The 25,587-nt window shown below is 41.3% G+C and carries 26 protein-coding genes and 1 other RNA gene; 15 read left to right on the top strand and 12 right to left on the bottom strand.

Annotation, left to right across the window (positions count from 1 at the left end):
• Positions 1–316 precede the first annotated feature (316 nt).
• Both pyrD and rnm read left to right on the top strand, forming a co-directional pair.
• Positions 317–1,336, top strand: a complete 1,020-nt coding sequence (gene pyrD, locus BKK54_RS01780) for a quinone-dependent dihydroorotate dehydrogenase (protein WP_077540939.1) — start codon at positions 317–319, stop codon at positions 1,334–1,336.
• Positions 1,336–2,160 carry an RNase RNM gene (gene rnm, locus BKK54_RS01775; RefSeq protein ID WP_077540931.1) on the top strand — a complete coding sequence of 275 codons (825 nt, stop codon included), beginning with the start codon at positions 1,336–1,338 and terminating at the stop codon, positions 2,158–2,160. The genes pyrD and rnm overlap by 1 nt, the downstream gene beginning before the upstream one ends.
• A gap of 131 nt (positions 2,161–2,291) precedes the next feature.
• Here the strand turns inward: rnm and BKK54_RS01770 are convergent, their stop codons facing one another.
• The 4 genes from BKK54_RS01770 to BKK54_RS01755 form a co-directional block, all read right to left on the bottom strand.
• Positions 2,292–2,921 carry a histidine phosphatase family protein gene (locus BKK54_RS01770; RefSeq protein ID WP_077540926.1) on the bottom strand — a complete coding sequence of 210 codons (630 nt, stop codon included), beginning with the start codon at positions 2,919–2,921 and terminating at the stop codon, positions 2,292–2,294.
• A gap of 55 nt (positions 2,922–2,976) precedes the next feature.
• Complete coding sequence (gene tdeA, locus BKK54_RS01765) at positions 2,977–4,344, bottom strand: toxin/drug exporter TdeA (RefSeq protein ID WP_077540922.1); 1,368 nt, start codon at positions 4,342–4,344, stop codon at positions 2,977–2,979.
• Between the two features lie 233 nt (positions 4,345–4,577).
• Positions 4,578–6,509 (bottom strand): MacB family efflux pump subunit, encoded by a 1,932-nt coding sequence (locus tag BKK54_RS01760; RefSeq protein WP_077540920.1) that lies wholly within the window; start codon positions 6,507–6,509, stop codon positions 4,578–4,580.
• Between the two features lie 17 nt (positions 6,510–6,526).
• Entirely contained in the window at positions 6,527–7,702 is a 1,176-nt protein-coding gene (locus BKK54_RS01755; RefSeq protein WP_077540918.1) for an efflux RND transporter periplasmic adaptor subunit, read from the bottom strand.
• A 247-nt stretch (positions 7,703–7,949) separates the two neighbouring features.
• Here BKK54_RS01755 and glnS point away from each other — a divergent pair, with 247 nt between their 5' ends.
• Positions 7,950–9,623, top strand: coding sequence for a glutamine--tRNA ligase (gene glnS / locus BKK54_RS01750; RefSeq protein ID WP_077540916.1), 1,674 nt, complete (start codon positions 7,950–7,952; stop codon positions 9,621–9,623).
• Between the two features lie 272 nt (positions 9,624–9,895).
• Here glnS and BKK54_RS01745 read toward each other — a convergent pair whose 3' ends face one another.
• Genes BKK54_RS01745 through pxpB form a run of 4 tightly spaced genes read right to left on the bottom strand, consistent with a single transcriptional unit; the run spans position 9,896 to position 13,430 of the window.
• The gene (locus BKK54_RS01745; RefSeq protein WP_077540914.1) at positions 9,896–11,083 is read right to left on the bottom strand and encodes an NRAMP family divalent metal transporter; all 1,188 of its coding nucleotides are present in this window, start codon (positions 11,081–11,083) and stop codon (positions 9,896–9,898) included.
• 37 nt (positions 11,084–11,120) lie between these two features.
• Positions 11,121–11,864 (bottom strand): 5-oxoprolinase subunit PxpA, encoded by a 744-nt coding sequence (gene pxpA / locus BKK54_RS01740; protein WP_077540912.1) that lies wholly within the window; start codon positions 11,862–11,864, stop codon positions 11,121–11,123.
• Positions 11,851–12,783, bottom strand: coding sequence for a biotin-dependent carboxyltransferase family protein (locus BKK54_RS01735; protein ID WP_077540910.1), 933 nt, complete (start codon positions 12,781–12,783; stop codon positions 11,851–11,853). Before BKK54_RS01735 ends, pxpA begins: the two co-directional genes overlap by 14 nt.
• Complete coding sequence (pxpB, locus tag BKK54_RS01730; RefSeq protein WP_077540908.1) at positions 12,780–13,430, bottom strand: 5-oxoprolinase subunit PxpB; 651 nt, start codon at positions 13,428–13,430, stop codon at positions 12,780–12,782. Before pxpB ends, BKK54_RS01735 begins: the two co-directional genes overlap by 4 nt.
• A gap of 290 nt (positions 13,431–13,720) precedes the next feature.
• Here pxpB and BKK54_RS01725 point away from each other — a divergent pair, with 290 nt between their 5' ends.
• The 8 genes from BKK54_RS01725 (at position 13,721) to dapB (ending at position 18,960) form a co-directional block, all read left to right on the top strand.
• Positions 13,721–14,161 carry a YcgN family cysteine cluster protein gene (locus BKK54_RS01725; protein ID WP_208605807.1) on the top strand — a complete coding sequence of 147 codons (441 nt, stop codon included), beginning with the start codon at positions 13,721–13,723 and terminating at the stop codon, positions 14,159–14,161.
• 121 nt (positions 14,162–14,282) lie between these two features.
• Positions 14,283–14,756, top strand: a complete 474-nt coding sequence (ribH, locus tag BKK54_RS01720) for a 6,7-dimethyl-8-ribityllumazine synthase (protein WP_077540904.1) — start codon at positions 14,283–14,285, stop codon at positions 14,754–14,756.
• Positions 14,757–14,759: 3 nt separating this feature from the next.
• Complete coding sequence (gene nusB, locus BKK54_RS01715; RefSeq protein WP_077540902.1) at positions 14,760–15,194, top strand: transcription antitermination factor NusB; 435 nt, start codon at positions 14,760–14,762, stop codon at positions 15,192–15,194.
• 194 nt (positions 15,195–15,388) lie between these two features.
• Positions 15,389–15,976 (top strand): dual specificity protein phosphatase family protein, encoded by a 588-nt coding sequence (locus tag BKK54_RS01710; protein WP_244153084.1) that lies wholly within the window; start codon positions 15,389–15,391, stop codon positions 15,974–15,976.
• A gap of 38 nt (positions 15,977–16,014) precedes the next feature.
• Positions 16,015–17,004, top strand: coding sequence for a thiamine-phosphate kinase (gene thiL / locus BKK54_RS01705; protein ID WP_077540898.1), 990 nt, complete (start codon positions 16,015–16,017; stop codon positions 17,002–17,004).
• A 4-nt stretch (positions 17,005–17,008) separates the two neighbouring features.
• Complete coding sequence (locus BKK54_RS01700) at positions 17,009–17,497, top strand: phosphatidylglycerophosphatase A family protein (RefSeq protein WP_077540896.1); 489 nt, start codon at positions 17,009–17,011, stop codon at positions 17,495–17,497.
• Between the two features lie 3 nt (positions 17,498–17,500).
• Positions 17,501–18,130 carry a homoserine/threonine efflux transporter gene (locus BKK54_RS01695; protein ID WP_077540894.1) on the top strand — a complete coding sequence of 210 codons (630 nt, stop codon included), beginning with the start codon at positions 17,501–17,503 and terminating at the stop codon, positions 18,128–18,130.
• A 17-nt stretch (positions 18,131–18,147) separates the two neighbouring features.
• Positions 18,148–18,960 (top strand): 4-hydroxy-tetrahydrodipicolinate reductase, encoded by an 813-nt coding sequence (gene dapB / locus BKK54_RS01690; RefSeq protein WP_077540892.1) that lies wholly within the window; start codon positions 18,148–18,150, stop codon positions 18,958–18,960.
• On the opposite strand, the gene yfaE is transcribed toward dapB, so the two are convergent.
• Complete coding sequence (yfaE, locus tag BKK54_RS01685) at positions 18,955–19,203, bottom strand: class I ribonucleotide reductase maintenance protein YfaE (protein WP_077541203.1); 249 nt, start codon at positions 19,201–19,203, stop codon at positions 18,955–18,957. The genes dapB and yfaE overlap by 6 nt on opposite strands.
• A gap of 99 nt (positions 19,204–19,302) precedes the next feature.
• Here yfaE and BKK54_RS01680 point away from each other — a divergent pair, with 99 nt between their 5' ends.
• Positions 19,303–20,730, top strand: a complete 1,428-nt coding sequence (locus BKK54_RS01680) for a basic amino acid/polyamine antiporter (protein ID WP_077541201.1) — start codon at positions 19,303–19,305, stop codon at positions 20,728–20,730.
• A gap of 8 nt (positions 20,731–20,738) precedes the next feature.
• A complete protein-coding gene (locus BKK54_RS01675) occupies positions 20,739–21,425 on the top strand; it encodes a hypothetical protein (RefSeq protein ID WP_143541396.1) in 687 nt (228 codons plus the stop codon).
• A 45-nt stretch (positions 21,426–21,470) separates the two neighbouring features.
• On the opposite strand, the gene BKK54_RS01670 is transcribed toward BKK54_RS01675, so the two are convergent.
• Positions 21,471–22,013: a KdsC family phosphatase gene (locus BKK54_RS01670; protein ID WP_077540890.1), complete on the bottom strand. Its 543-nt coding sequence runs from the start codon at positions 22,011–22,013 to the stop codon at positions 21,471–21,473.
• Positions 22,014–22,022: 9 nt separating this feature from the next.
• Positions 22,023–22,958, bottom strand: a complete 936-nt coding sequence (locus tag BKK54_RS01665) for a KpsF/GutQ family sugar isomerase (protein WP_077540888.1) — start codon at positions 22,956–22,958, stop codon at positions 22,023–22,025.
• Positions 22,959–23,062: 104 nt separating this feature from the next.
• Between BKK54_RS01665 and rnpB the strand changes: the two genes are divergently transcribed.
• Positions 23,063–23,439: RNase P RNA component class A (rnpB, locus tag BKK54_RS01660), an RNA gene on the top strand.
• Positions 23,440–23,496: 57 nt separating this feature from the next.
• Here the strand turns inward: rnpB and dacB are convergent.
• Entirely contained in the window at positions 23,497–24,936 is a 1,440-nt protein-coding gene (gene dacB, locus BKK54_RS01655; protein WP_077540886.1) for a serine-type D-Ala-D-Ala carboxypeptidase, read from the bottom strand.
• 163 nt (positions 24,937–25,099) lie between these two features.
• Between dacB and greA the strand changes: the two genes are divergently transcribed.
• The gene (gene greA / locus BKK54_RS01650) at positions 25,100–25,576 is read left to right on the top strand and encodes a transcription elongation factor GreA (RefSeq protein ID WP_077540884.1); all 477 of its coding nucleotides are present in this window, start codon (positions 25,100–25,102) and stop codon (positions 25,574–25,576) included.
• Positions 25,577–25,587 lie beyond the last annotated feature (11 nt).

Below are 25,587 nucleotides of genomic sequence, written 5' to 3'. Positions count from 1 at the left end.
GAACAATTTGATTTTAAGCGTTATGATGGGATTTTTTTGATTTGACATTTCATTGCACATTTCCCCCTTTCCTCGTAGAATACGCAAACGCTTTTAATATTATGTTGTAAATGCGCATAACTGGAATTTCAATAAGTAGGGATACTCTGCGTGTGTCCGAATTTTAACCTATTAAAATGATTTTATAACGGACACACTCAGTGTGTCCCTACAATGGAAATAAATGCAATACGACATAATACAGCCCCATCTTTAAAGTGCGGTTGATTTTGACCGCACTTTTTTTACAGTCAACTATCCCGAGAGATAAACGAGTATGTATAAATTATTCCGTCAATGTATTTTTCAAATGGATGCGGAAACCGCCCATAATTTCACCCTTCAATGTTTAAAACTTGCCGGCAGTCCATGGTTGCAGCCGTTACTGAAATCCGTTATCGGCACGCCAAAAGGCTCGGAAAAAACCGTGATGGGGGTGCGTTTCCCAAACCCTATTGGCTTGGCAGCGGGGGCAGATAAAAATGGTGATGCCATTGATGGTTTTGGGGCATTGGGATTCGGTTTTGTGGAAGTAGGCACGGTGACCCCCCTTGCACAAGACGGCAATGCGAAACCCCGCCAGTTTCGTTTGATTGAAGCGGAAGGTATTATTAATCGTAATGGGTTTAACAATAATGGCATTGATTATTTGATCGAAAATGTGAAAAACGCTCGCTATCGTGGCGTGATTGGCATCAATATCGGTAAAAATAAACAAACGCCATTGGAACACGGCAAAGACGATTATATTTTCTGCTTGAACAAAGCCTATAACTATGCCGGTTATATTACAGTGAATATTTCATCGCCAAATACGCCGGATTTGCGCCAGTTGCAATATGGTGATTATTTTGATGATTTGTTGCAAAGCATTAAGGCTCGTCAAGCAATTTTGGCGGATCAATACAATAAATATGTGCCGATTGCGGTGAAAATTGCGCCGGATTTATCGGAGGCGGAATTGGTGCAAATTGCCGATACGTTGGTTCGTCATAGAATGGACGGGGTGATTGCCACCAATACCACTATTTCCCGTGAAAATGTCGCAGGATTGAAAAATGCCGAAGAGCAGGGCGGATTAAGCGGTAAGCCGTTGCAACAGAAAAGCACGGCGATTATTAAACGATTAAATGAAGAATTGAAAGGGCAAATCCCGATTATTGGCAGCGGTGGGATTGACGGTGTGCAAAATGCCCAAGAGAAAATGGCAGCCGGCGCTGAATTGTTGCAAGTGTATTCCGGGTTGATTTATCACGGACCGAAATTAGTAAAAGATTTAGTGAAAACGATTAAATAATGACAAAAATATACGATTTACATTGCCATAGCACGGCATCCGATGGGGTATTAAGCCCAACAGAAATAGTACAACGGGCTGCCGAGCAAGGCGTGAATGTGTTGGCGTTATGCGATCATGATACGGTTTGTGGCATTGATGAGGCTCAATTGGCGGCAAAAGAGGTGGGGATCGAATTGATTACCGGCGTGGAAATTTCCACTACTTGGGAAGGGCGAGGCATTCATATCGTAGGGCTGAATTTTGATCAAACTCACCCGAAAATGACCGCACTTTTGGAAAAGCAAAAAGCCTTGCGTGAGAAAAGGGCGGTTGAAATTGGGGCTAAATTAGAAAAAGCGGGAATCCCCAACGCTTATGAAGGGGCAAAAGCATTAGCAAATGGGGAAGTGACACGTGCTCACTATGGACGATATTTGGTGCAAATTGGCAAAGTGTCGAACGATGGACAGGCTTTCAAACGTTATTTAGGACAAGGAAACCCCGCCTTTGTTAAAGCAGAATGGGTGGATATTCCTACTGCTATTGAAACCATTCATGCCGCAGGGGGAATGGCTGTCATTGCTCATCCGTTACGTTATAACTTAACGGGAAAATGGATTCGCAAATTGATAGCAGATTTCAAAAATTGGGAAGGCGATGCCATGGAAATTTCCGGCTACGGACAAACCAAAGACCAACGCCAAATGCTCGCCCGCTGGGCAAATGAGTTTGGTTTGCTAGGCTCGGTGGGATCGGATTTCCATTTTCCTTGTGGCTGGGTAGAGTTAGGAAAAAATCTCGATCTTCCTGAAGACGTAGAACCGATTTGGGCAAGGTTTTAGCGTAGGGACACATGCAGTGTGTCCGTTACAAAATCAAATTATTTCAATATGTTAAAATTCGGACACACGCAGTGTGTCCCTACAAATCCCAAGCGTAATACTGAAAAACAAGATAAAAAATGACCGCTCTTTTACCCCAAATGCCCTGCATCATTGACTTTTTCAACGGTAAAGCCTTTTTCGCTATCATAATGCACTATACTGATCGCGGTGTTGAGTAAAGAAACGGATTGTCCTGCTGCACGGTGATTTTGCCAAGTCGCACCGTCAAGTAGAGCGATGAGTAAGCGCAGTGTATGGCCGTGAGAAACGACTAAAATATTGCCTTTATCATGGATTTGAATGATGTCTTGTATGGCTTTCATTGCCCGATCTGCGAGTTGTTGGTAGGTTTCACCGCCGTTTGTTTCGGCTTTGTAATTTGCCGGATCGCTGATCATTTGCTTAAATTCAGCCTGCTCACGCAAAGGTTCAACCCATTGTCCCTCCCATTTTCCAAAAAATTGTTCGTTTAACCCTTTATGTTGAAAAAGTGGAATATTGCGTTCGCCAATAATATGTTCTGCTGTGTCAATGGTACGTTTTAAAACGCTGGAATACGCTGCAACAAAGGGAATATGTTGTAATGCACTACCTGCTTTTTGTGCCCCTAAAATGCCTTGTTCGGTGAGGGGAGAATCGCCATGCCCTTGCATTAAGCCCTGTTCATTCCAAACCGTTCTGCCGTGGCGGATAAAATAAAAAGTCAGTTGTTTTTTCATCTTTCATAAACCGAGTAAAAAATAAGGAAGTCGAAACTTCCTTATTGTTGAGGGATTAACGGGAATAATAACCCGCCATTGAGCTATATACGGCGTTTTCTGCCTGAATTAGGCTATATTTTGCTTGTAAAATAGCAAGCTGTGAGGATTTTTCGGTGTTGGCCGCATTTAACCATTCACGCAATTCGGATACGCCGGCGTTATAGCGATTATGATAATATTGTGTGATACGTTTGTTGTAGTTAAAGGTTTTTTGCTGATTCGCAAAGGCACTTTGGGCTTGAGTGAAAGCAAAATAGTTGGTATCCACATCATTTAACGCTGTGGTGATACTTTGCTCGTAATTTAAACGTGCGGTTTCATAATCGGCTTCAGAGATTTTCACGTTCCATTTTACCGTATTCCAATTTAAGAACGGCAAACTGATTCCCACTGTCCCACCTGCAACGGGGCTATGGAGAGCGTTGCCGACTTTGTTACCGCTTGAGCTTAGAGTCCCGCCCAAGGTGATTTCAGGGAACCAACCTTTTTCTGTGGCTTTGGCATTTTTAAATGCACTGCTTAAGCGGTATTGATTGCCTTTTACATCAGGACGATTGGCGATCACTGAAACCGGCACATTCAAATTCACGCCCACGTTTTTCACGTTAAGAATATGCGGGAAAGTGATATTCAATGCTTCTTCCGGTTTTAAATCCAGTAAATTACGCAGTGTTTGTTCCGCTGTTTTGCGTTGGGTTTGGTAGTTGATCAAATTATTGCGTGCGGTTAAAACGGATTGCTGTGCTTGATCCACACTTGCCGCATCCGCAACACCTTGGCTTAAGCGGCGTTGCATAATATTGCTGATGTCATTGTAATATTTGATGCTTTCTTGCGTAGTGCTGATGGCATCATTTAAATAGGCGATTTGATAATAGGTTGTTACAACAGAATTGATTAAGGATAACTTCGTTGCTTCTAAATCTTGTGCTGAGGCTTTGTGTGTCCATTCTGCGGCATCGGCAGAATCTGCTAAACGACGCCATAAATCAAGAGTATAAGCTACGTTTAATGAACCGGTATGTGAAATGGTTGAACTGGCGGAGGTATCAATACGGCGTTGTGCTCCTGATGAGGTTGAACCGCTAAAGGTTGGCACTAAATTTGCGCCGACTAAATTCGCATTATAAAGTGCACGATTAACCGCAACGGCAGCTTTGGCAAGATCTTTATTGTTTAATAGCGCTTGCTCGACCACTCGATTAAGTTGCGGATCATTATAAAGTGCCCACCAGTTTTCTTTTACATTGAATTGCTTGGCGATTTCTTCGTATTTTTGATAGTCCGCTTGGCTGGCTTGGTAAGAATCGCCAATATTGGCACAGCCGGCAAGGGTGGTTGCCATAACAATAGCAAGAGTCAATTTTTTCATTTTTAACATTGTTTTTTCCTTCATTCAAACATCATCGTATCAGTGTACAAAACCGAGGATTTAATGAAATGTAGGGACACACTGTGTGTGTCCGTTTATTATATATTGAAATAATTTGAATTTATAACGGACACACGCAGTGTGTCCCTACGGATAATCCCACAAATTGTTTTGCGCAACGGTTACATCATTAAAAGTGCGGCTGATTTTAACCGCATTTTAGGGTTTTACAAAATCTATTTCTATTCTCTGGCAAGGGCGGTAATGGGGTTCAATTGTGCAGCCCGTTTTGCCGGCATATAGCCAAATACCACACCAATGAGCGTTGAAAATAACACGGCTGTGATAATAGAGACAGTAGAAAATGCCATAGTGAAATCCTTCATAAATAGGTTAAATAGCAAGCCGATTAAACCGGAAAGCAAAATGCCGGTGATACCCCCGATTAAACAAATGAGCACGGCTTCAATTAAAAATTGTTGCAAAATATTGGTTTGACGGGCACCAATCGCCATTCGCACACCAATTTCTTTGGTGCGTTCCGTGACGGAGACCAACATAATATTCATCACACCAATCCCCCCTACAATGAGAGAAATAAAGGCAATGGAAGAAATTAAGAGTTTCATTGTGCCGGTAGTGCTTTCAATGGTTTGTTTAATGGTGTCGCTATTCATCACAAAAAAATCTTTCTTGCCATGGCGCAGGGTGAGTAATTCGGTGATGCCTTTTTCCGCCACGGTGGAATTAACATCATCGGCAATTTTCACGGTGATAGAGCTGATTTTTTTGCTGCAGGAAATGCGGTTCATCACTGTGGTGTAAGGTGCATAAACATTCAAAGAACTGCTTGCACCGCCCATTTGTCGGTCTGAGACCACACCAATAATTCGCAATGGGCGTTTTTCAAACATCACCACTTTCCCAAGAGGTGATTCATTTGGAAAAATGGCTTTTTTAGCACTTTCATCAATGAGAGCGACTTGATTATTTTCCTGTATATCTTGTGTGGAAAATAAACTACCTTGTTTTAGCGTTAGCCCCTCTACATCAAAATATTGTTCACCGACACCTTTCAGGCTTGTGGAAGAGAAAGTTTGATTGCCATACACCAATGTGCCACTGGAAGCACTATTTGGTGTCACACTTTGTATGTAGCTTTGTTGATTTAATGCATTGGCATCATGAACGGTAAGATTTTGCATTTGGTCGGCACGGCGATCGCCAAAGCCTGTGCCATTGAAAATAGTCATCGTGCTGGTGCCGATACCTTTGATATTTTCAAGAATTTTCTGTTGTGAACCATTTCCTAGTGCCACAACGGAAACCACGGAAGTAATGCCAATAATGATCCCAAGCATGGTGAGTAAAGAACGCATTTTATGGGCGACAATGGCGCTGACGGACATCCGAAAGGCCTCAATGAGTTGATCTTTGCTAAAGCCAAAGTGCGGTCTAATTTTTGATTGATTTTCAACTGCACTTTTAACCGGTTCTTTTTGGGAATCTGCAATGATTTCGCCGTCTTTAATTTCAATGACTCGGTTTGCACTGGCGGCAATGTCACGGTCGTGGGTGACCATAATAATGGTATGCCCTTCCTTGTGGAGTTGGCGCAGAATTTCCATCACATTTTGTCCGCTGTGGGAATCCAATGCACCGGTGGGTTCATCGGCAAGAATAATTTCACCGCCATTCATTAAGGCACGGGCAATACTCACACGTTGTTGCTGACCGCCGGAAAGTTGGTTGGGTTTATTTTGCCATTTATCGCCTAGTCTCAATTTTTCGAGTAATTGTTTTGCTCGATCAAGACGTTGAGTTTGAGGGATACCGGCATAAATGGCGGGTAGAGCTACATTTTCCGCGGCGGTAAGGCTGGAAAGTAAATTATAACGTTGAAAAATAAAACCGAATTTTTGGCTTCGTAAATCGGAAAGTTGATCCGGCGAAAGTTGGTGGGTTTCTTTACCGTCAATTTTATAAGAGCCACTGGTTGCTGTATCTAAGCAACCAATGATATTCATTAGTGTGGATTTTCCCGAACCGGATTGCCCGATAATCGCCACAAAATCGCCTTTCTCAATATTAAGGGAAATATTTTTGAGAATATGGACACGATTTTCGCCTTCGCCAAAGTAGCGGTTGAGCTGATTAATTTCAATAATATTCATCAAATTTCTACCGCACTTTAGAACATTCTCGGGCCACGGTTGCTATTGCCAACTTTTTCGCCGGAAGCCACTTGTGACACGATGACATTTTCGCCTTCCGTTAAACCGGATTTAATTTCTGTTTGGAAATCATTTTGTACACCGATTACCACTTCACGTCTTTCAGGTTGATTTTTCTCATTGAGCACTTTAACAAAGGTTTTCCCTTCTTTCTTTTGAATTGCCATATTGGAAACTAACAAAACATTTTGTGCATCGGCAATTTTGATATTATTTTCTGTTGTCATACCAATGCGTAAAGTGCGGTCAGGATTATCGACGATGAGATTGGCGTAATAATAAACCGCCGTTGTCGTACTTGAGGAACTTGAACTGCTTGAGGACGTGGAGGTGTTGTCACTTTTTGTGGTGGTTGCCGGATCAACAGAGGAAATCACACCATGGTAATAGGTATTGGGATCAGACAAAATCGTAAAACTTACTTTTTGTCCGGCTTTGACTTTGGTAATGTCGCCTTCTGAAATTTCAGGTTTCACCAACATTCTGCTGAGATCAGCGACCGTGACGATGGTTGGGGTGGTTTGTGCAGAATTGACGGTTTGTCCTTCGGAAATCGGTGTAGAAATGATCGTCCCATCAATAGGTGAAGTGATCTGTGTATAGCCCACATTAGTTTCCGCTGTATCCACTTCAATTTCTGCTTGTTTAATGGACTCTTTTAATGCTTCCACTTCGGATTTTGCCGCATCAAACGTATTTTTAGCATTGTTGACATCATCAAGGGAAGCCGCTTTTTGCCCGTATAGTTTTGAATAACGAGAATAAGCGGATTGTGCCACGGTAAGTGCGGTTTCTTTTGCTTTTAATTGTGCCTGATAGCTGGCAAGTGCAGCTTTTTTGGTATTAAGTGTATTAATTTGAGTGGTCGAATCGATCTCTGCGATCAAATCGCCTTTTTTTACTTCCTGCCCAAGGGTTACAGCAAGTTTAGTGATTTTACCGGAGACCTGTGCCCCCACATCCACCTCGTTAATACTACTGATGGTGCCGGAGGCGACCACGCTTTTTTCAATGTTCCCACGAGTGACTTTTTCGGTCAGATAGGTGGATTGCTGGTTGTGATTGTTTACAAAAAAATAATAGGCGAGTCCGCCTAAAATTAAGAGTCCGAGTATAACGAAAATTTTCTTCATTGAGCTTCAATTCCAACTAATGAACGTTTGTTCAGTTTGCGTATTTTAATGATAAATCCCGTGTTTTGCACGAAAAATTTGGAGATGAGACAAACCATTTTTTAATTGGTTTACTTCGGTGGTGAATTTTCACATGGCAAAATTAGCTGAAAATTAGGATGAAAAGGGCGCTATCCTCATATCTCGCTTTTTGACAGCAAAACGTATAGAATAGCACGATTATTTTTTCTATTGATTTGAGAAGGTTATGAGCAATACAGAACATGGTTTAGAAAATGCGGAAAATATGCGTCCGCACAATTTTATTACCCAAATTATTGATGAAGATCTAGCAAGTGGTAAACACAAAGAGGTTTATACCCGTTTTCCACCTGAACCCAATGGTTATTTGCATATCGGACATGCGAAATCCATTTGCTTAAACTTTGGCATTGCGAAAGATTATAACGGTTTATGTAATTTACGCTTTGATGATACCAATCCTTTGAAAGAAGATGTGGAATACGTAGATTCCATTAAACAAGATGTAGAATGGCTGGGTTTCAAATGGGCAGGAGAGGTGCATTATGCCTCGGATTATTTTGATACGCTCCATGACTATGCCATTGAATTAATTAAAAAAGGCTTGGCGTATGTGGACGAGCTCTCGCCGGAAGAAATGCGTGAATATCGTGGTACGTTAACAGAGCCGGGTAAAAACAGCCCTTATCGTGATCGCAGTGTTGAGGAAAACTTAGCCTTATTTGAAAAAATGAAAAATGGCGGATTTGCCGAAGGAAAAGCCAGTTTACGGGCGAAAATTGATATGGCTTCGCCGTTTATGGTGATGCGTGATCCGGTGCTTTATCGGATTAAATTTGCCAAGCACCACCAAACCGGCGATAAATGGTGTATCTATCCGATGTATGATTTCACCCATTGTATTTCCGATGCGATTGAGCGTATTACACACTCGTTATGTACATTAGAGTTCCAAGATAACCGTCGTTTATATGACTGGGTATTGGATAATATTTCGATTGAACGTCCATTACCGCACCAATATGAATTTTCACGCTTAAATTTAGAAGGTACGTTAACTTCTAAACGTAAGTTATTGAAATTAGTGGAAGACGGCATTGTGGACGGTTGGAATGATCCCCGTATGCCGACTATTTCTGGTTTACGTCGTCGTGGTTATACGCCGGCATCAATTCGTGAATTTTGTCGCCGTATTGGAGTCACCAAACAAGATAACGTAGTGGAATATAGTGCATTAGAAGCCTGTATTCGTGATGATCTCAACCAAAATGCTTGCCGTGCAATGGCGGTAATTGATCCGGTAAAAGTGGTGATTGAAAACTTTGAAGGTGAAGAAATGTTGATAGCACCAAATCACCCGAATCGTCCGGAATTAGGTGAGCGTCAATTACCTTTCAGCAAAGAAATTTATATTGATCGTGCGGATTTCCGTGAAGAAGCCAATAAGCAATACAAACGTCTCGTACTTGGCAAAGAAGTGCGTTTGCGTAATGCTTATGTGATTAAAGCGGAACGTGTGGAAAAAGACGCAAATGGTGAAATTACCACAATTTTTTGTAGCTATGATCCGGATACATTAGGCAAAAATCCGGCAGATGGTCGTAAGGTGAAAGGGGTGATTCATTGGGTCTCGGCAGTGCATAACCATCCAGCAGAATTCCGCCTTTATGACAAACTCTTTACGGTTTCAAATCCGGGAGCGGAGGAAGATATTTGTTCAGTCGTCAATCCAAATTCCCTTGTGGTAAAACATGGCGTGGTAGAACAAAGTCTTGGTAATGCACAAGCGGAAAAAGGGTATCAATTTGAACGTGAAGGCTATTTCTGTGCAGACAGCAAAGACAATCGCCCTGAACATTTGGTGTTTAACCTCACGGTTAGCTTAAAAGAAAGTTTTTAGTTTTCATCAACAAAAGTGCGGTCAAAATTAACGGTATTATGTAGCAGTTGCAAAAATCTATTTTTTGGTGAACTTGTAGGGACCAGACTGAGTGTGTCCGAATTTTAATATATTGAAATGATTTGATTTTATAACGGACACACGCAGTGTGTCCCTACGTATCGTTGAAATTTCTATTTTTGTGCATTTGCTACATAATACCAAAAGTTAAGATGGTTTTTGACCGCACTTTTTCTTTAATTCCCCCCTGAGAGCTCATGTTTAATGAGCTTCTAAGCCAATAAATTACTGATATATTTCACAAGCGTTATCATGCTTAATATTGCCATGGAAATAACAACGATAGAACCTGAAATCGTCATCCAAATAGGGTGTTTATAATCACCAATAATTTTACTGTTGTAGGCAGCGAGCAAAATGAGACCGAGAGAAATCGGTAAAATTAAACCGTTTAATGTGCCGACAAAAACTAATACTTGGGCTGGGCGACCGATAGTTGCAAGCACGGCAGTCGAGATAACAATAAAGGCCACTATCCAACAATTCTTATGTTTTTCTATCTTAGGTGAAAAACTGGTAATGAAAGAAACGGAAGTATAAGCAGCACCGATAACGGAGGTAATTGAAGCAGCCCAGATTACAATACCGAAGATCATTAATCCGATATTACCGGCTGCGTATGAAAATGGGGTCGCGGCCGGGTTTTTAGGATCGAGAGTAACACCTTGTGAGACGACGCCTAAAACGGCTAAGAACAATACAATTCTCATTATGGAGGAAATGAGAATTGCTGATACCGAGCTTTTGCTGACCTCTTTTAGAGAACTTTTGCCTTTAATACCGGCATCTAATAAACGGTGAGCCCCGGCAAAAGTGATATAACCACCCACAGTGCCACCTACAAGGGTAACAATAGCGATGACATCTAATTTCTCCGGTACGAAAGTTCTGAATACGGCTTCTCCAATAGGTGGATTGGTTTGTGCAGCGACATAAATGGTTAAGGCAATCATCACGAATCCCATGATTTGAGCAAAACGATCCATTGCTTTACCGGCTTCTTTTACAAGGAAGATACATACGGCAATAGATCCGCTAATTATCGCCCCTATTTCAGGTGACACTCCTGTGAGAATATTTAAGCCCAATCCTGCACCTCCAACATTTCCGATGTTGAAAGCCAATCCTCCTATAACAATAAGCAATGAAAGAAAATATCCCGTACCGGGTAAAATAGTATTCGCAATATCTTGGGCTTTTTTTTCTGAAACGGTGATAATTCGCCAAATGTTTAATTGAGCTCCAATATCAAGCAAGATAGAGAGTAAAATCACAAAGCCAAAACTGGCCAGTAAAGATTGGGTAAAGGTTGCGGTTTGGGTAAGAAAACCTGGGCCGATAGCTGATGTCGCCATTAAAAATGCCGCTCCGAGTAGGGCGCTACGGTTATTATTTGCCATATTGATCTCCGATAGGTTGTTATACAACTTGAGGCTATTAATATTTTGCCGAAATGATAATTTGTTCTGCTTGTAATGCGGCACGAATTTTTTTCGCAAATTCAATCGCATGGTTACCGTCACCGTGCAAGCAAATGCTGTCGGCTTGAATAGGTATATTGAAACCTTCGACAGTAGGAACGGTTCCCTCAATCACCATTTGTAGAACCTGTGCAACGGCTTCTTGATCATTTTCGACTAACGCATCATCACGGCTGCGTGGTACCAATGACCCATCAGTGAGATAATGCCGATCAGCAAAAACTTCAGAAATGATTTTAAGCCCTTCTTCTTGGGCTGCGAGAAGCATAGCACTTCCCGATAACCCCATTAAGGCTAAATCAGGATTAAATTTTTTAATGGTTTGTACGATTAAACGAGCGAGAGCCGGATCTTTTGCTGCTTGGTTATATAATGCGCCATGCGGTTTGACGTAACTTAATATCACACCTTCAGCCTCACATAGGGCTTCAATCGCACCGAGCTGATAAAGCAAACTGGCTTTGAGTTCCTCATTGGTTAAATCCATATTAAGGCGACCGAAATTTTCTCGGTCGGGATAGCCGGGATGGGCACCAATCGTGACGTTATTTTGTTTCGCCCATAAAATAGCTTTACGCATTTCGTTGTAATCTCCGGCGTGTAATCCACAGGCAATATTTGCAGAGCTGACTAATTGCAACAATTTTTCATCATTCGCATAGCCTTCGGCTAGATCAACATTTAAATCAACGCGTTTCATTTACTTTTCTCCTTATGTGGGCTAAATAATCTTGATCTTGTTGGTATAACTCTCGCGCTTGTTGATGGGTAACCTGTTTAAAATAAACGGTTTCCCCAAAAGGTATTTGTGCCAATTTGCCAATATCCGCTTGAATAACACAGGCAATTTTTGGATAACCGCCCGTTGTTTGAGCATCTGCCATTAATACTATCGGCTGACCGTCCGGAGGTACTTGAACTGTGCCTATTGGTACGGCATAAGAGAGCATTTCAAGAGGGGAATTAAGCGTTAATTTTTGAGAACCGGAAAAGCGATAGCCTATACGGTTGCTATTTCGTTGTAATATCCAACCCTGTTGCCAAAATAATGTTTGGGTTTCTTGGTTGAATGCCTCATATTCTGATGAAACGGTTGCATGAATAGTTTTTGTATAAGAAATGGGTTCAATCCCTAATGGGCTAAGCACCGTATCTCTTAACCCTGTCGCAATATGATCACCGGATTTGAGTAAACGTCCTTGAAACCCACCAAAACCTGCTTGTAAATTGGTGCTATAAGATCCTAATACTTTAGGTACTTTAAAGCCTCCGGCAACACAAAGATAGGTGTAGTTGCCTTGGGTAATTCGTTTGATTTTGAGGGTTTGGCGCGCTTTTGCCGTGTAACGCCAATAAGGCGAAATAGGGCTATCATCAAGTTCTGCCTCACATAATGCGCCCGTTAAACAAAATGGTGTGTCACAGTCAAAGGTTATTGTCAGGCTTCCTAAGGCTATTTCAAGTGCGGGCAAATTATGGGCATTTTTCAATAGTAAATTTCCCGCTTGCAATGCAAGGCAATCCATTGCACCGGAATGTCCGATACCAAATCCGCGTAAGCCAAAGCGGCCTAAATCCTGTAGATGAGCAAAGCCTTGAAGATGTTGAATATAAATCATAGGGTTATCTCCTCCACAACGAAACGAACTTGATCGCCAGCTTTGAGTAAAACCGGCGGGTTTTGATTGACATCAAAAAGTTGAATTTCGGTTTTACCTAATAATTGCCACCCGCCGGGAGAGGTGAAAGGATAAATTCCTGTTTGGCTCCCGCCGATGCCTACCGAACCTGCGGGAACTCTTGTTCTTGGCTCATTACGACGTGGCGTATGGAGGGATTCAGGCAATCCGCCTAAATAAGGGAAACCGGGTTGGAAGCCCATCATAAAAACCGTATAGGTTGGGGAAGTATGGAGGCGAACAATTTCTTTTGCTGTGGTGTGATGATATTTCGCCACATCATGTAAATCTTCACCAAATTCCCCACCATAATGCACGGGGATTTCCACTAATTTTCCTTGAAAATGTGTTTTTTGTAATTGAACTTTTTCCCAAAGTTGCTGCAATTCATTAATAAGTTGTAGGGGATCGGTGTGAAGATGATAAAAAAGTGTTAGATTATTCATTCCGACGACTGTTTCAACAACGCCTGGGATAGCTTGTGCCAATTCTGATAATTGCCAAATAGATTGCTGTTTTGACAGCTCGGCAGGGGGAGGAAGTGAGCAAATCAAGGAATATTCACTCGTGTGATGAATGGTAAGCATATGTTGTCCTTATGTTGCTTTTTTGTTAAAAGTATTTACTCCTATTTTTTTACCCAGTCAATAAAAAGGCTTACAAAAATGATGGAAAATTTTCAGAATTGTGAGCAGTATCAAGATTTTTATTGAGTTATGTGGGAATAATATTGCATCGTTTGGTTTTTTCGGAGAGATATAATGGTAAGATTATTCAATTGGATCGTTGAATATCTATAATAGTGCGGTTCTTGGTGGATGGCACTTAGTTTATGTCATCTTAAGTTTGTGTTTTTATACCTGAAAGTTCCAAAATGATGAATTTAACGCCTAATTTTTGGCAAACCAAATCTCTCCTTGAAATGACCGACTCCGAATGGGAGGCGTTGTGCGATGGTTGCGGAAAATGCTGTTATCGCAAATATATTCAAGGTCGTGGGAAACGGCAGAAACTTTATTACACCCGTATAGCCTGCAATTTGTTGAATCTAGAAACCGGAAAGTGCGGTCATTATGTGGAACGTTTTAGTATTGAAAAAGATTGTACAAAACTGACCAAAAAGAATTTGCCCGATTTTCATTGGTTACCGGATACCTGTGCTTATCGACTTCTTTACGAAGACAAACCTTTGCCGGACTGGCATCCACTAATTTCCAGTGATGCACAAAGTGTAAAAAATGCCGGTATTTTGATTAGCAATGGCGTACATGAAAATGATGTGATCGACTGGTTTGAGTTTGTCATTGATAAGGAATAAAAAACCAGAGAAAAAATGACCGCACTTAGTTCGACGCAGACAAGATAAATGCTGATAGGTAGTGATTTTTATGCTAGAATCAGCCCCCAATTTTATCGTGATGAGTAACATAGGAAAAAATATGAAAGTTTTAGAAGGCTCAGTAGCTGCACCGAATGCCAAAGTTGCAGTTGTTATTGCTCGTTTCAATAGTTTTATTAATGAAAGTTTATTAGAAGGTGCATTAGATGCATTAAAAAGAATCGGTCAGGTAAAAGATGAAAATATTACGCTTTTACGTGCACCGGGTGCTTATGAATTACCGTTGGTAGCACGCCGTTTGGCTGCCAGTAAAAAATTTGATGCGATTGTAGCTTTAGGTACGGTGATCCGTGGCGGCACTGCGCATTTTGAATATGTTGCAGGTGAAGCGAGTAGTGGTTTAGGCAGAGTGGCGATGGAAGCTGAAATCCCTGTTGCATTTGGGGTACTCACTACCGAAAACATTGAGCAGGCTATTGAACGTGCCGGCACAAAAGCGGGGAATAAAGGGGCTGAAGCTGCATTAACCGCACTTGAAATGATGAATCTTCTTCAACAAATTGATGCGGCATAAACAATGGCAGAACAAAAACAAGTGAAAAAACCATCGGCTCGTCGTCGGGCACGTGAATGCACTGTGCAAGCGCTATATTCTTGGGCGGTTTCCGGCAATACTGCGGAGCAGGTAGAGCTTGCCTTTATGCTTGATCAAGATATGGATGGAGTGGATAAGTCTTATTTTCGTAAATTATTCCGTCAAGCCGTAGAAAATATGGAAACCGTTGATTTTTCCATTACGTCTTATATTGATCGTGGCTTTGAGGAACTTGATCCCATTGAAAAAGCCATTTTACGTTTAGCGGTGTATGAATTACGTTTTGAGCTTGATGTGCCTTACAAAGTGGTGATTAACGAAGCCATTGAAGTGGCAAAAGTGTTTGGTTCGGACGACAGTCATAAATATATTAACGGTGTCCTAGACAAAATTGCACCGGCATTAGGGCGAAAATAATTCGATAAAATAGCGTGAGTTTCCAACATTATCTCGAAAGTGAAATAAGGATGAACTTGCGCTTTTTTATTATGAGATAGAAAATTCGCTGAAAATCAACCGCACTTTAGACTTGCATATTGGCTATCCCCACATTTCTTCTCCTCCTAAGGATTTTTATGCAAAAAAATATCCCGGTTTTCCCCTCAAAATTTATGCTTAAACAAAGTGTTATCGCCTTTGCGATGTTGACGTTAATTTCCTGTACTACAACGCCTAATGAGCCTCCAACAAATACCGCACATTGGGCTGCGCTAATTAGTAAACAAAACAATCTGTATCGTGTGGATAATAATTTTTATCGCAGCGAACAATTAGAACGCCAAGCCGAACCCTTGTTAGATCAATTAAATATCAAAACCATCGTCAATTTACGTTTTTTTGATCGTAATGATGATAAACAAGCATTCGGGCATAAAAATATTCATTTGATCAATACACCGCTTTTAACTTGGGCTATCACGCCTGAAGAGGTTGCCGCTATTTTATGGCAAATTCGTCAAAACCAAAAAAATGGCGCTGTGTTGGTGCATTGTTATCACGGGGCGGATCGCACCGGTTTGATTGTGGCAATGTATCGTGTGCTATACCAAAATTGGAATTTAAATGAAGCTAAACGAGAAATGCAACAAGCCCCTTACGGTTATCATTCCGTTTGGAAAAACATTGACAAATTTTTTACGACAGAAAATGTTGAAAAAATTAAAGCACGCTTAGCTCAATTTTCACAAACATCAAAATAGCGGTATAAATTTAGGCGGTAACGTGGTGGGAAAATACAATGGGCGAATTTGATTTAATCAAAGAGTATTTTGAACAGCAGCAAACTTGTGATGATTTTGTGCAATTATCCATTGGCGATGATTGCGCCTTGGTGAGCGTGCCGGAAAATTATCAACTGGCGATTACCACCGACACAATGGTGGAAAATACGCATTTTCTACCCTCCATTACACCGGAAGATTTAGCTTATAAAGCGGTGGCGACCAATCTCAGCGATTTAGCCGCTATTGGGGCACAACCCAAGTGGCTTTCCCTTGCCTTAACCTTACCAAACGTTGATGAAAGCTGGCTCGAACGGTTCAGCCAAAGTTTGTTACAAACATTAAAAGATTACAACGTCACATTAATTGGCGGTGATACAACAAAAGGCGCATTATCTGTTACCATTACAGCACAAGGCTTGGTGGAAAAAGGAAAAGCCTTATGCCGCCATCAAGCCAAAGTCGGGGATTTGATTTATGTTTCCGGTACTTTGGGCGATAGTACCGCCGGTTTGCAACAAATTTTATCGGGCAAAAGTGCGGTGGGTTTTGACGAAGAATTTTTACAACAACGTCATTTTCGCCCAACGCCTCGAATTACGCTTGGACGAGCATTAGCCGATATTGCCCATGCTGCTATTGATCTTTCCGATGGGTTAAATTCCGATCTCAGACATATTCTTAAACGTAGTCAATGTGCAGCAGAAATTGATCTTTCCAATCTGCCACTTTCATCCTCCTTATTAAATCTTTATGATCGCACACAAGTGGAGCAATTCGCCTTGAGCGGTGGGGAAGATTATGAATTGTGTTTTACTATTCCACCGAAAAATCAGCCCTTACTTGAGTTTCGCCTAAAAAATCTTGATGTGCCTTGCACCTGTATTGGGCGAATTGTGCCTGAGTTTGAAACGAAAAAGTGCGGTCAGTTTTCCATCCGTTTTTTGCGTGATGGGCAGCCGATCGATTATTCATCAAAAATTGGCTTCGATCATTTTAAGGAATAAAAATATGAAAGAAGAGAATCCGTTAAAACGAATTTCTTTAAAAAATCCCGTTCATTTGCTTGCCGTGGGATTCGGCTCAGGTTTACTTCGTCCCGCACCGGGAACTTGGGGCAGCGCCCTTGGTACCCTATTGGGCGTGATTTTACTCGGGATTTTAGGCACAAAAACGTTCTTAATTTTGACCGCACTTTGCTTTATTTTAGGCTGTTATTTATGTCAAAAAACAGCAGATGATATGGGCGTACACGATCACGGTGCGATTGTGTGGGATGAATTTGTCGGCGTATTTATTGTGCTTAGCGCTATTCCGACTTTATCTTTGCCGTGGATCGTAACGGCATTTGGGCTTTTTCGCTTTTTTGATATTCTCAAACCTTTCCCGATCCGATTTTTTGATAAAAAACTAGAAAGCGGTTTTGGCATTATGGTGGATGATGTATTAGCGGCGATTTATGCGGTCGTGGTAATTTTCTTGATTCAGATCTGGAGATAAAGCATGCTAAATTTATTAATCGTTCATTTGTTTGGTTTAATGACACCGGGGCCGGATTTCTTTTATGTGAGCCGAATGGCGGCAAGTAATTCTCGTCGAAATACGGTTTATGGCATTATTGGTATTACATTGGGCGTGGCATTTTGGGCGGCGGTTTCAATGCTCGGACTGACAGTACTATTTGCCACCATGCCGGCATTGCACGGTGTGATAATGATATTGGGCGGAAGTTATTTGGCGTATCTCGGTTTTTTATTGGTTCGTAGCAAACAAAATGCCGAATTTAAACCGCTTTCAGTCGAGGAGTTAAATCAACAAACCAATGCGAAAAAAGAAATTTTGAAAGGTTTATTGGTTAATTTATCCAATGCCAAAGCCGTCGTTTATTTTTCCAGTGTGATGTCTTTTGTGTTAGCCAAAATGACGGAAATATGGGAAATGGGGGCGGCATTCGGTTTAATTGTGTTAGTGACATTTTTTTACTTTTACCTGATTTCTTTTATTTTTTCGCGTAGTATTGCGAAACAGTTTTATAGCCGATATAGCCGTTATATTGATAACGTGGCAGGCATGGTATTTTTGTTCTTTGGTGGCGTGTTAATTTATAGCGGCATCATGGAAATGATTCATTAAAAGAAGAGGAAGTAACGATGACATTGAAAATTGCGATTGTCGGTGCCGGTGGAAGAATGGGGCGTCAATTAATTCAAGCGGTTCATTCGGCGGAAGGCGTTGAATTAGGGGCGGCTTTTGAACGTAAAGGTTCATCATTAGTAGGCGCGGATGCAGGGGAACTTGCGGGTATCGGACATCTTGGTGTTGCAGTATCCGATAATTTGGAGGGGCAAAAAGAAACCTTTGATTTATTGATCGATTTCACTCGTCCAGAGGGTACGCTTGAACATATTGCATTTTGTGTGGCGAATAATAAAAAAATGGTGATTGGTACGACAGGATTTGATGAGGCGGGTAAAGCTGTAATTCAATCTGCTGCGGAAAAAATTGCCATTGTCTTTGCCTCTAATTTTAGCGTTGGGGTGAATCTAGTATTCAAGCTCTTGGAAAAAGCCGCCAAGGTGATGGGGGATTATTGTGATATTGAAATCATTGAAGCCCACCATCGCCATAAAGTAGATGCCCCATCAGGCACAGCACTTTCAATGGGAGAGCATATTGCGAAAACTTTGGGGCGTGATTTGAAAACCCATGGGGTATTCGCTCGTGAAGGCATCACCGGTGAACGTAAACTGAATGAAATCGGTTTTTCCACCATTCGTGCCTCAGATGTAGTAGGCGAGCATACTGTCTGGTTTGCAGATATTGGTGAACGGGTGGAAATTTCCCACAAAGCCTCAAGCCGAATGACTTTTGCAAACGGTGCGGTACGGGCAGGAAAATGGTTGGAAAATAAACCCTATGGTTTGTTTGATATGACGGACGTATTGGATTTGAATAATCTATAATTCCAATTCAAGATCTGTTTCCACACGACAACAGCATAATAAAATTTCATTAGGTTGAACAAAGGCAAGGGGCGTTTCCGGATAGGATACCTTGCCTTTTTTGATCTTCACCCGACAGGAACCACAATAGCCGCTACGGCATTGGTATTCATGATGAATATTGTTACGTTCAAGGTGGTCGAGTAGGGTTGTTTCATTATTAAAATCAAGGGTGATTTGACTACGAATTAAGTGGATTTTCATATTTTGCATATAAAATTTGATTTGATGCATAATTATATAGGAAAAATGGAAAACTCTGTTAAAATTTACCGCTCTTTTTTTGATTCTAATGTGGTGTGTATGTCCAATAAAAAAATAGGATTATTTGCTTTAACGGCGCTGGTGCTCAGTTCCATGATTGGTTCGGGGATTTTTAGCTTACCGCAGAATATGGCTGAAGTAGCCGGTGCGAAGGCATTGTTGATTGGGTGGGCGATTACCGGTGTCGGGATTATTTTTCTAGGGCTGTCTTTTTTCTTTTTATCCCGTCTTCGCCCCGATCTGAATGGTGGAGTTTATACTTATGCGAGAGAAGGATTTGGCGGTTTAGTCGGCTTTTTTTCTGCTTGGGGATATTGGCTTTGCTCCGGTATTGGCAGTGTGAGCTATCTTGTGGTGGCTTTTGAAGGTCTCGGCACTTTTGTAGATACGCAGGAACGTATCATTTTTGGTACGGGCAGTACGCTTTATTCCATTTTAGGGGCTTCACTTGTGGTTTGGCTCGTGCATTGGCTGATTGCCCGTGGTATTAGAGAAGCGGCATTTGTGAATATGTTGGCAACCATTGTTAAAGTTTTTCCATTAATTTTATTCATCATTTTAGCCGCACTTTATTTCTCGCCAACACAGTTTTTTACAGATTTTAATGGGGAAACCTTGGCTAATCAAAATCACTCGGCAGATCTGATCACACAAGTGAAGAGCACCATGCTGATAACCCTATGGGTCTTTGTGGGAGTAGAGGGGGCGTCAATTTTATCTGGACATGCGAAAAAACAACGTGATATTGGGACGGCAACAGTACTCGGCATTTGTATTACTTTGGTGCTTTATGTAGCGATTACTGTGCTGGCACTTGGCGTGTTACCACGTGAAACCATTAGCACCATGTCAAATCCCTCTATGGCACCGATTTTAGAATCAATGATTGGGAAAGTGGGAAAAGTTATTATTACTTTCTGTTTAATTGTTTACGTGCTTGGTTCATATATCAGCTGGACAATGTATTGTACTGAAGTGCCTTATCGGGGGGTAGAGAGCGAGGCATTTCCACGTATGTTGAGTAAACTCAATAAAAATAACACGCCCATTAATTCCCTCTGGTTTACTAATATTGTCATTCAACTTTGTTTAATTTTGGTGTTATTTACCAGTCAAAGTTACACAAAATTAATTTCTCTTGCCACTTCGATGATTTTGGTTCCTTACATTCTTATTGGTGCGTATTTATTTAAATTAGCCCTACAACGTAAGGCAAAATGGTATATTCAGCTTACCGGTTTAATGGCAACCCTTTATGGCTTGTGGATTGTTTATGCTGCCGGTATGGATTATTTGTTTTTATCCGTTGTGTTATATGTTCCTGGGGTAACGGTTTACTTATATTCCCAATATCAGAAAAAGGGTAAGTTTGGACTTAGTAAAAAAGAATGGGCATTATTGATAATATTAATAGGGGTATTTTTAATGGCTTGCTGGGAGTTATCTCAAGGATTGCTTTCCATTTAGGGGGAACCGTGAAATTTTCTGTAAAAATTACGGTGATATTCACCGCACTTTACTCCACCGCTTGTGCCGTAGTGAGTAAAGAGCCGGTGAAATCCATTGATATTTATGTGAAACCTTATTATTCCGCAGAAAAAGGTAAAGCCCAAAATGTCTTTGTGCATAAGCAGATTGATCCAATGTTGCGGGAAAATACCTTAAAGGGCTATCAAAGTGCGGTCAAATTTGTAGAAGAAAATTCGGCTCGAATTTCTCCTATCACATTGTTTACCTTATCGGCAAGAGCCTATGATTTGGGTTTGCGTGACGACGCGGTGAAATGGTTTTATCGGGGGCAGAATCGTTTAATTACCGCACTGTATGTATTGGATTTACCCAAGGCGACCGTGGCGGAAAATACCGGATTTAGCCAAGTCGTGGGGCAGTTTGTGAATCCTTATGCATTTTGCGATTTAAATAAACAACGTCAATTGGCAAAAGAGGCGGTAGATTGGGTAATCGCTCATCCTTATGAAATTATTTTTATGAAAGAATTACCCACTAAATTTCAAGATCGTAAAATAGCCTTAAAAGAAGCAGAAGAAAAATTGAAGGATCGTTTAAAAGCACAGGATGAATTTTTTGCTGATCCACAAAATAAATCGAAATGGCAAAAAGAACGGTTAGAAAATCACATAAATGAACGATTTTGTTGGTAAAAATAACCCCTCAATCATGAGGGATTATTTTTATTGGGAAATGGATTATTGCGTCATATTTCTGACTGATTTTAAAAATCCCTGTGCACTGTCAAAGACAGCAGATTTACCTTGAGCGGTTAAAATCATATCGGACATTTCACGAAATGCGCCTTTTCCACCGCCAAGAGAAAGTACATGATCTGCGGCATTTTTTACATAATGGGGCGCATCAGCCACAGCAAAGGAAAGTCCGCTGACGGCAAAAGCCGGGAGATCTACGCTATCATCGCCAATATAAGCGGTTTCTTCAGGTTTCACGCCGGCTTGCTTCATTAATTCAAAACAGGCACTTTCTTTCTCTAATTTCCCAAGCAAGAATAGGTTTATGCCAAGATCGGCAATACGGCGGCGTAAAATGGCAGAATCTCTGCCGGAAAGTACCGCAATTTGAATACCGGATTCCATCAACATTTTAATGCCTAAACCATCACGCACATGGAAACTTTTAATGGCTTCACCATTTGCATCATAGTGGAGTCGCCCATCTGTCAGCACGCCGTCCACATCGGTAATTACTAATTTAATTTTTTCGAGTTTTTGTTGCATTTGATTTCCTTAGCTTGAAAATTCGATTAAACCGACCACGTTATTTTCATCATCGACTGCCACAAGAGAGTGAATTTTCTTCTCTTTCATAAAATCTTCCGCTTTCGCTAGGAATTCATTTTGATTAATGGTTTTTGGTGAACTTGTCATAAAATCCTGTGCTGTTTTCTTAAGCGTTTTTTCACCATTAGCGGTCAAGGCACGGCGAATATCACCATCGGTGATAATGCCTTTCAGCTGTGAGTTTTCCATCACCAGTGCAACGCCCATCCGTCCTTCATTCATCACGGTTAAACAATCAGTGAAATTTGTTTCGGGTGAAATAATCGGTAAGCGTGTCAGCATTTGGTCTTTAACCCGACAGAGCAAACGGCGACCTAGGCTACCGCCCGGATGGTATTTAGCAAAATCAGCAGGTTGGAAATTCCTTGCGGTGATAAGAGATACCGCAAGAGCATCACCGAGTGCCAAAGTGACAAGCGCAGAGGTGGTTGGAGCAAGATTATTCGGGCAAACTTCACGTTCAACGGTAATATCCAACACATAATCTGCATGACGAGCAAGAGTAGAATATTTATTGCTGGTGAGAGCGATAATTTTATTGCCAAAGTTTTTTAGGCTTGGAATCAGTTTATTGACATCATCGGTTTCACCACTATAAGAAATGAGCATAACAATATCAATTGGCTTGAGCATACCCAGATCACCGTGAAACGCCTCAGTGGGATGGAGAAAGAAGCTTGGTGTGCCGGTGGACGCAAAGGTGGCAACCATTTTTTTTCCAATTAAGCCTGATTTACCAATTCCACCAATGACAAGGCGACCTTGACAATGCAAAATAAGCTCAACGATTTGGTTGAAGTTTTCATCTAAACGTTGGCTTAATTGGGTGAGTGCGAGGCTTTCTACGGAAAGCGTATCCCGTGCAATTTTTAGATAGTTCATGAACATTCCTAAAGTGCGGTTAAAATTATGGGTATTTTAGCGGAATGCAGTAAAAATAAGAATGAAAATTTGACCACACTTTTATTAATCTCTATACTACGCACTGAGTTGGTTAGACAATCGCTGGTTTATTGAAGCCCTTAACCGTGTTCACACGACCTAGTGGGACAAGTAAACGAGAGGAAAGTCCGAGCTACATAGGGCAGAGTGCCGGATAACGTCCGGGGGGCGTGAGCCTACGACCAGTGCAACAGAGAGCAGACCGCCGTGCAAACGGTAAGGGTGAAAGGGTGCGGTAAGAGCGCACCGTGCCGTCGGTAACGATTGGCAGCAGGGTAAACTCCACTCGTAGCAAGACCAAATAGGAATCCAATGGGTGGCCCGCTCAGGATTCGGGTAGGTTGCTTGAGCGGCGGAGTAATTCGCCGCCTAGAGGAATGATTGTCCACGACAGAACTCGGCTTATCGACCAACTCAAAACATAACCGCACTTTAGTTTATTCATGATGAATGAATTAAAGCGCGGTTGTTTTTTTTATTAATTCTTATAAATTTCGTTATAAAGTGCACTTTCAAATTGCACCAAAGGGGCACGTTTCGTTTTATTTTCAAGTTCGCCGGTGGAATAACCGTTAATAAATTGAACAAAGGCGATCTTCTCGCCACGGGCATTTGTCATAAAGCCCGCAAGGTTGTACACCCCTTTTAATGAGCCGGTTTTGGCGATCACATTTTTGACTAACGGTGGATTAATTAATCCGCCACGTCCGCTAATGGTGCCGTCAACGCCGGCAATAGGGAACGTTTCTATTAAGTGTAGCTTGTCTTCATTTTTTGCGATGTATTCTAATACAGAAAGCATGGTTTTAGGCGCTACTAAGTTATGGCGTGAAAGACCGGAACCGTCCGCTAAGATGCTATTACCGAATTTGATTCCTTGTTTTTGTAAAACAGATTTAACAGCCAATGTTCCGAGTTGGAAGGAGGCAGGACGTTTATAGTAATGGTAGGCTATGGCTCGAAATAGAGAATCTGCAATTTGATTATCGGATTTTTTCATCATTTTTTTCAATAAATCCGGTAAAGGTTTAGAGAAATGTTGTGCCAATAATTGCCCTTGTTGTGGTTTTTGCGGTTGTAATACTTTTCCGTTAAATTCAATGCCTAATCGTTTTAGTTGACGTTGAATAATCGCTGCTGCATAAGCATCGGGATCTTGTACGGCAAAACTTAAACCGAACGGTTTTGTTTGGCGGGCAAGGCAACCTTTAACTTGATAACGATTATTATCATGTACTGCCACATCTAATTGACAATAGGGGGATTCACGACTGTCTGCCACATAAACTTGTCCGAAAACTTGAATAGGAAATTGCGCCGGCACATTGATTTTAACGGTTTCCCCCGGCGTTTGATTCGCATCCAATTCTGCATAGAAACAGTTGTTATCAATATTGGCAGCGGAAGGTGGGGAGTTGAAACACATGGTCAAATCATTCCAAATCCAACCTAAACCGCGATCATGACTGGAGAATACGGAAGTATCTAGGATGAGATCGCCACTGATTTTATTGATGCCTTGTTTTTTTAATTCGGCAAGTAAACTATAAAGTTGACCGCTGGTGAGATCCGGATCGCCGGTAAAACGTACGATTAAATTGCCTTCTAAAAGCCCGTTTTGAACTTTTCCATTGGTTAACAAGGCTGTATCAAATTTGAAAGTATCTCCAAGCACTAATTTTGCTGTAACGGCGGTAAAAACTTTTTGAGTGCTTGCTGGCAACATAAAGGTCGAACCATTGTAGTCGGCAATGATGTCATTTTTATTGAGATTTTTAGCGATAACGCCCACACTTGCACCTTCAGGCAAATATTCTGTCATGGTGGGAAGATTAATTTCTGCGTAACTGGAAAGGGAAAAGCCGAGAGTGAAAAATGCCGCTTTAAGTGCGGTTGAAATTGAAGATATTTTTTCCATTATTAACGGTTCTGGTTGCTATTTCTTTCAAGACGGACAATAATAGCCCCCGAACTCAGGAGAGTAAATCATTTTCTTGTGTACAATTTATTTTAAGTCGCTACGGCAATATTTTGCAATTTTGCCGTGGTTTTCTTTTTATTAAATTTTAAGGAATGAAGCTATGAAACAAATCCCAATGACAGTGCGTGGAGCAGAATTGCTCAAAGCAGAATTGGATTTTTTGAAGAATGTACGTCGCCCGGAAATTATTAAAGCGATTGCAGAGGCCCGTGAACATGGCGATTTGAAAGAAAATGCAGAATATCACGCCGCGCGTGAACAACAAGGTTTTTGTGAAGGTCGAATTCAAGAAATTGAGGGCAAGTTAGCAAATTCGCAAATTATTGATGTGACGAAGATGCCTAACAAAGGCAAGATTATTTTCGGTGCGACAGTCGTGTTAGTGAATGTGGATACTGATGAGGAAGTGACTTATCAAATTGTCGGCGATGATGAAGCAGATATTAAAGCGGGTTTGATTTCCGTAAATTCACCGATTGCACGTGGCTTAATTGGTAAAGAACTTGATGATACGGTAAATATTGCTACTCCAGGTGGTAATGTTGAGTTTGAAATTATTGAAGTCAATTACGTATAACCTTTGCTACA

Origin of the sequence: Rodentibacter genomosp. 1, from assembly GCF_001999285.1 — a bacterium.
Taxonomy (GTDB): Bacteria; Pseudomonadota; Gammaproteobacteria; order Enterobacterales; family Pasteurellaceae; genus Rodentibacter.
This window is presented reverse-complemented; position numbering and strand designations above follow the sequence as displayed.

Coding starts and splice junctions, on each gene's coding strand:
- pyrD (WP_077540939.1), top strand. CDS start 317: ATGTATAAATTATTCCGTCAATGTATTTTTCAAATGGATGCGGAAACC.
- rnm (WP_077540931.1), top strand. CDS start 1,336: ATGACAAAAATATACGATTTACATTGCCATAGCACGGCATCCGATGGG.
- BKK54_RS01770 (WP_077540926.1), bottom strand. CDS start 2,921: ATGAAAAAACAACTGACTTTTTATTTTATCCGCCACGGCAGAACGGTT.
- tdeA (WP_077540922.1), bottom strand. CDS start 4,344: ATGTTAAAAATGAAAAAATTGACTCTTGCTATTGTTATGGCAACCACC.
- BKK54_RS01760 (WP_077540920.1), bottom strand. CDS start 6,509: ATGAATATTATTGAAATTAATCAGCTCAACCGCTACTTTGGCGAAGGC.
- BKK54_RS01755 (WP_077540918.1), bottom strand. CDS start 7,702: ATGAAGAAAATTTTCGTTATACTCGGACTCTTAATTTTAGGCGGACTC.
- glnS (WP_077540916.1), top strand. CDS start 7,950: ATGAGCAATACAGAACATGGTTTAGAAAATGCGGAAAATATGCGTCCG.
- BKK54_RS01745 (WP_077540914.1), bottom strand. CDS start 11,083: ATGGCAAATAATAACCGTAGCGCCCTACTCGGAGCGGCATTTTTAATG.
- pxpA (WP_077540912.1), bottom strand. CDS start 11,864: ATGAAACGCGTTGATTTAAATGTTGATCTAGCCGAAGGCTATGCGAAT.
- BKK54_RS01735 (WP_077540910.1), bottom strand. CDS start 12,783: ATGATTTATATTCAACATCTTCAAGGCTTTGCTCATCTACAGGATTTA.
- pxpB (WP_077540908.1), bottom strand. CDS start 13,430: ATGCTTACCATTCATCACACGAGTGAATATTCCTTGATTTGCTCACTT.
- BKK54_RS01725 (WP_208605807.1), top strand. CDS start 13,721: ATGAATTTAACGCCTAATTTTTGGCAAACCAAATCTCTCCTTGAAATG.
- ribH (WP_077540904.1), top strand. CDS start 14,283: ATGAAAGTTTTAGAAGGCTCAGTAGCTGCACCGAATGCCAAAGTTGCA.
- nusB (WP_077540902.1), top strand. CDS start 14,760: ATGGCAGAACAAAAACAAGTGAAAAAACCATCGGCTCGTCGTCGGGCA.
- BKK54_RS01710 (WP_244153084.1), top strand. CDS start 15,389: ATGCTTAAACAAAGTGTTATCGCCTTTGCGATGTTGACGTTAATTTCC.
- thiL (WP_077540898.1), top strand. CDS start 16,015: ATGGGCGAATTTGATTTAATCAAAGAGTATTTTGAACAGCAGCAAACT.
- BKK54_RS01700 (WP_077540896.1), top strand. CDS start 17,009: ATGAAAGAAGAGAATCCGTTAAAACGAATTTCTTTAAAAAATCCCGTT.
- BKK54_RS01695 (WP_077540894.1), top strand. CDS start 17,501: ATGCTAAATTTATTAATCGTTCATTTGTTTGGTTTAATGACACCGGGG.
- dapB (WP_077540892.1), top strand. CDS start 18,148: ATGACATTGAAAATTGCGATTGTCGGTGCCGGTGGAAGAATGGGGCGT.
- yfaE (WP_077541203.1), bottom strand. CDS start 19,203: ATGAAAATCCACTTAATTCGTAGTCAAATCACCCTTGATTTTAATAAT.
- BKK54_RS01680 (WP_077541201.1), top strand. CDS start 19,303: ATGTCCAATAAAAAAATAGGATTATTTGCTTTAACGGCGCTGGTGCTC.
- BKK54_RS01670 (WP_077540890.1), bottom strand. CDS start 22,013: ATGCAACAAAAACTCGAAAAAATTAAATTAGTAATTACCGATGTGGAC.
- BKK54_RS01665 (WP_077540888.1), bottom strand. CDS start 22,958: ATGAACTATCTAAAAATTGCACGGGATACGCTTTCCGTAGAAAGCCTC.
- dacB (WP_077540886.1), bottom strand. CDS start 24,936: ATGGAAAAAATATCTTCAATTTCAACCGCACTTAAAGCGGCATTTTTC.
- greA (WP_077540884.1), top strand. CDS start 25,100: ATGAAACAAATCCCAATGACAGTGCGTGGAGCAGAATTGCTCAAAGCA.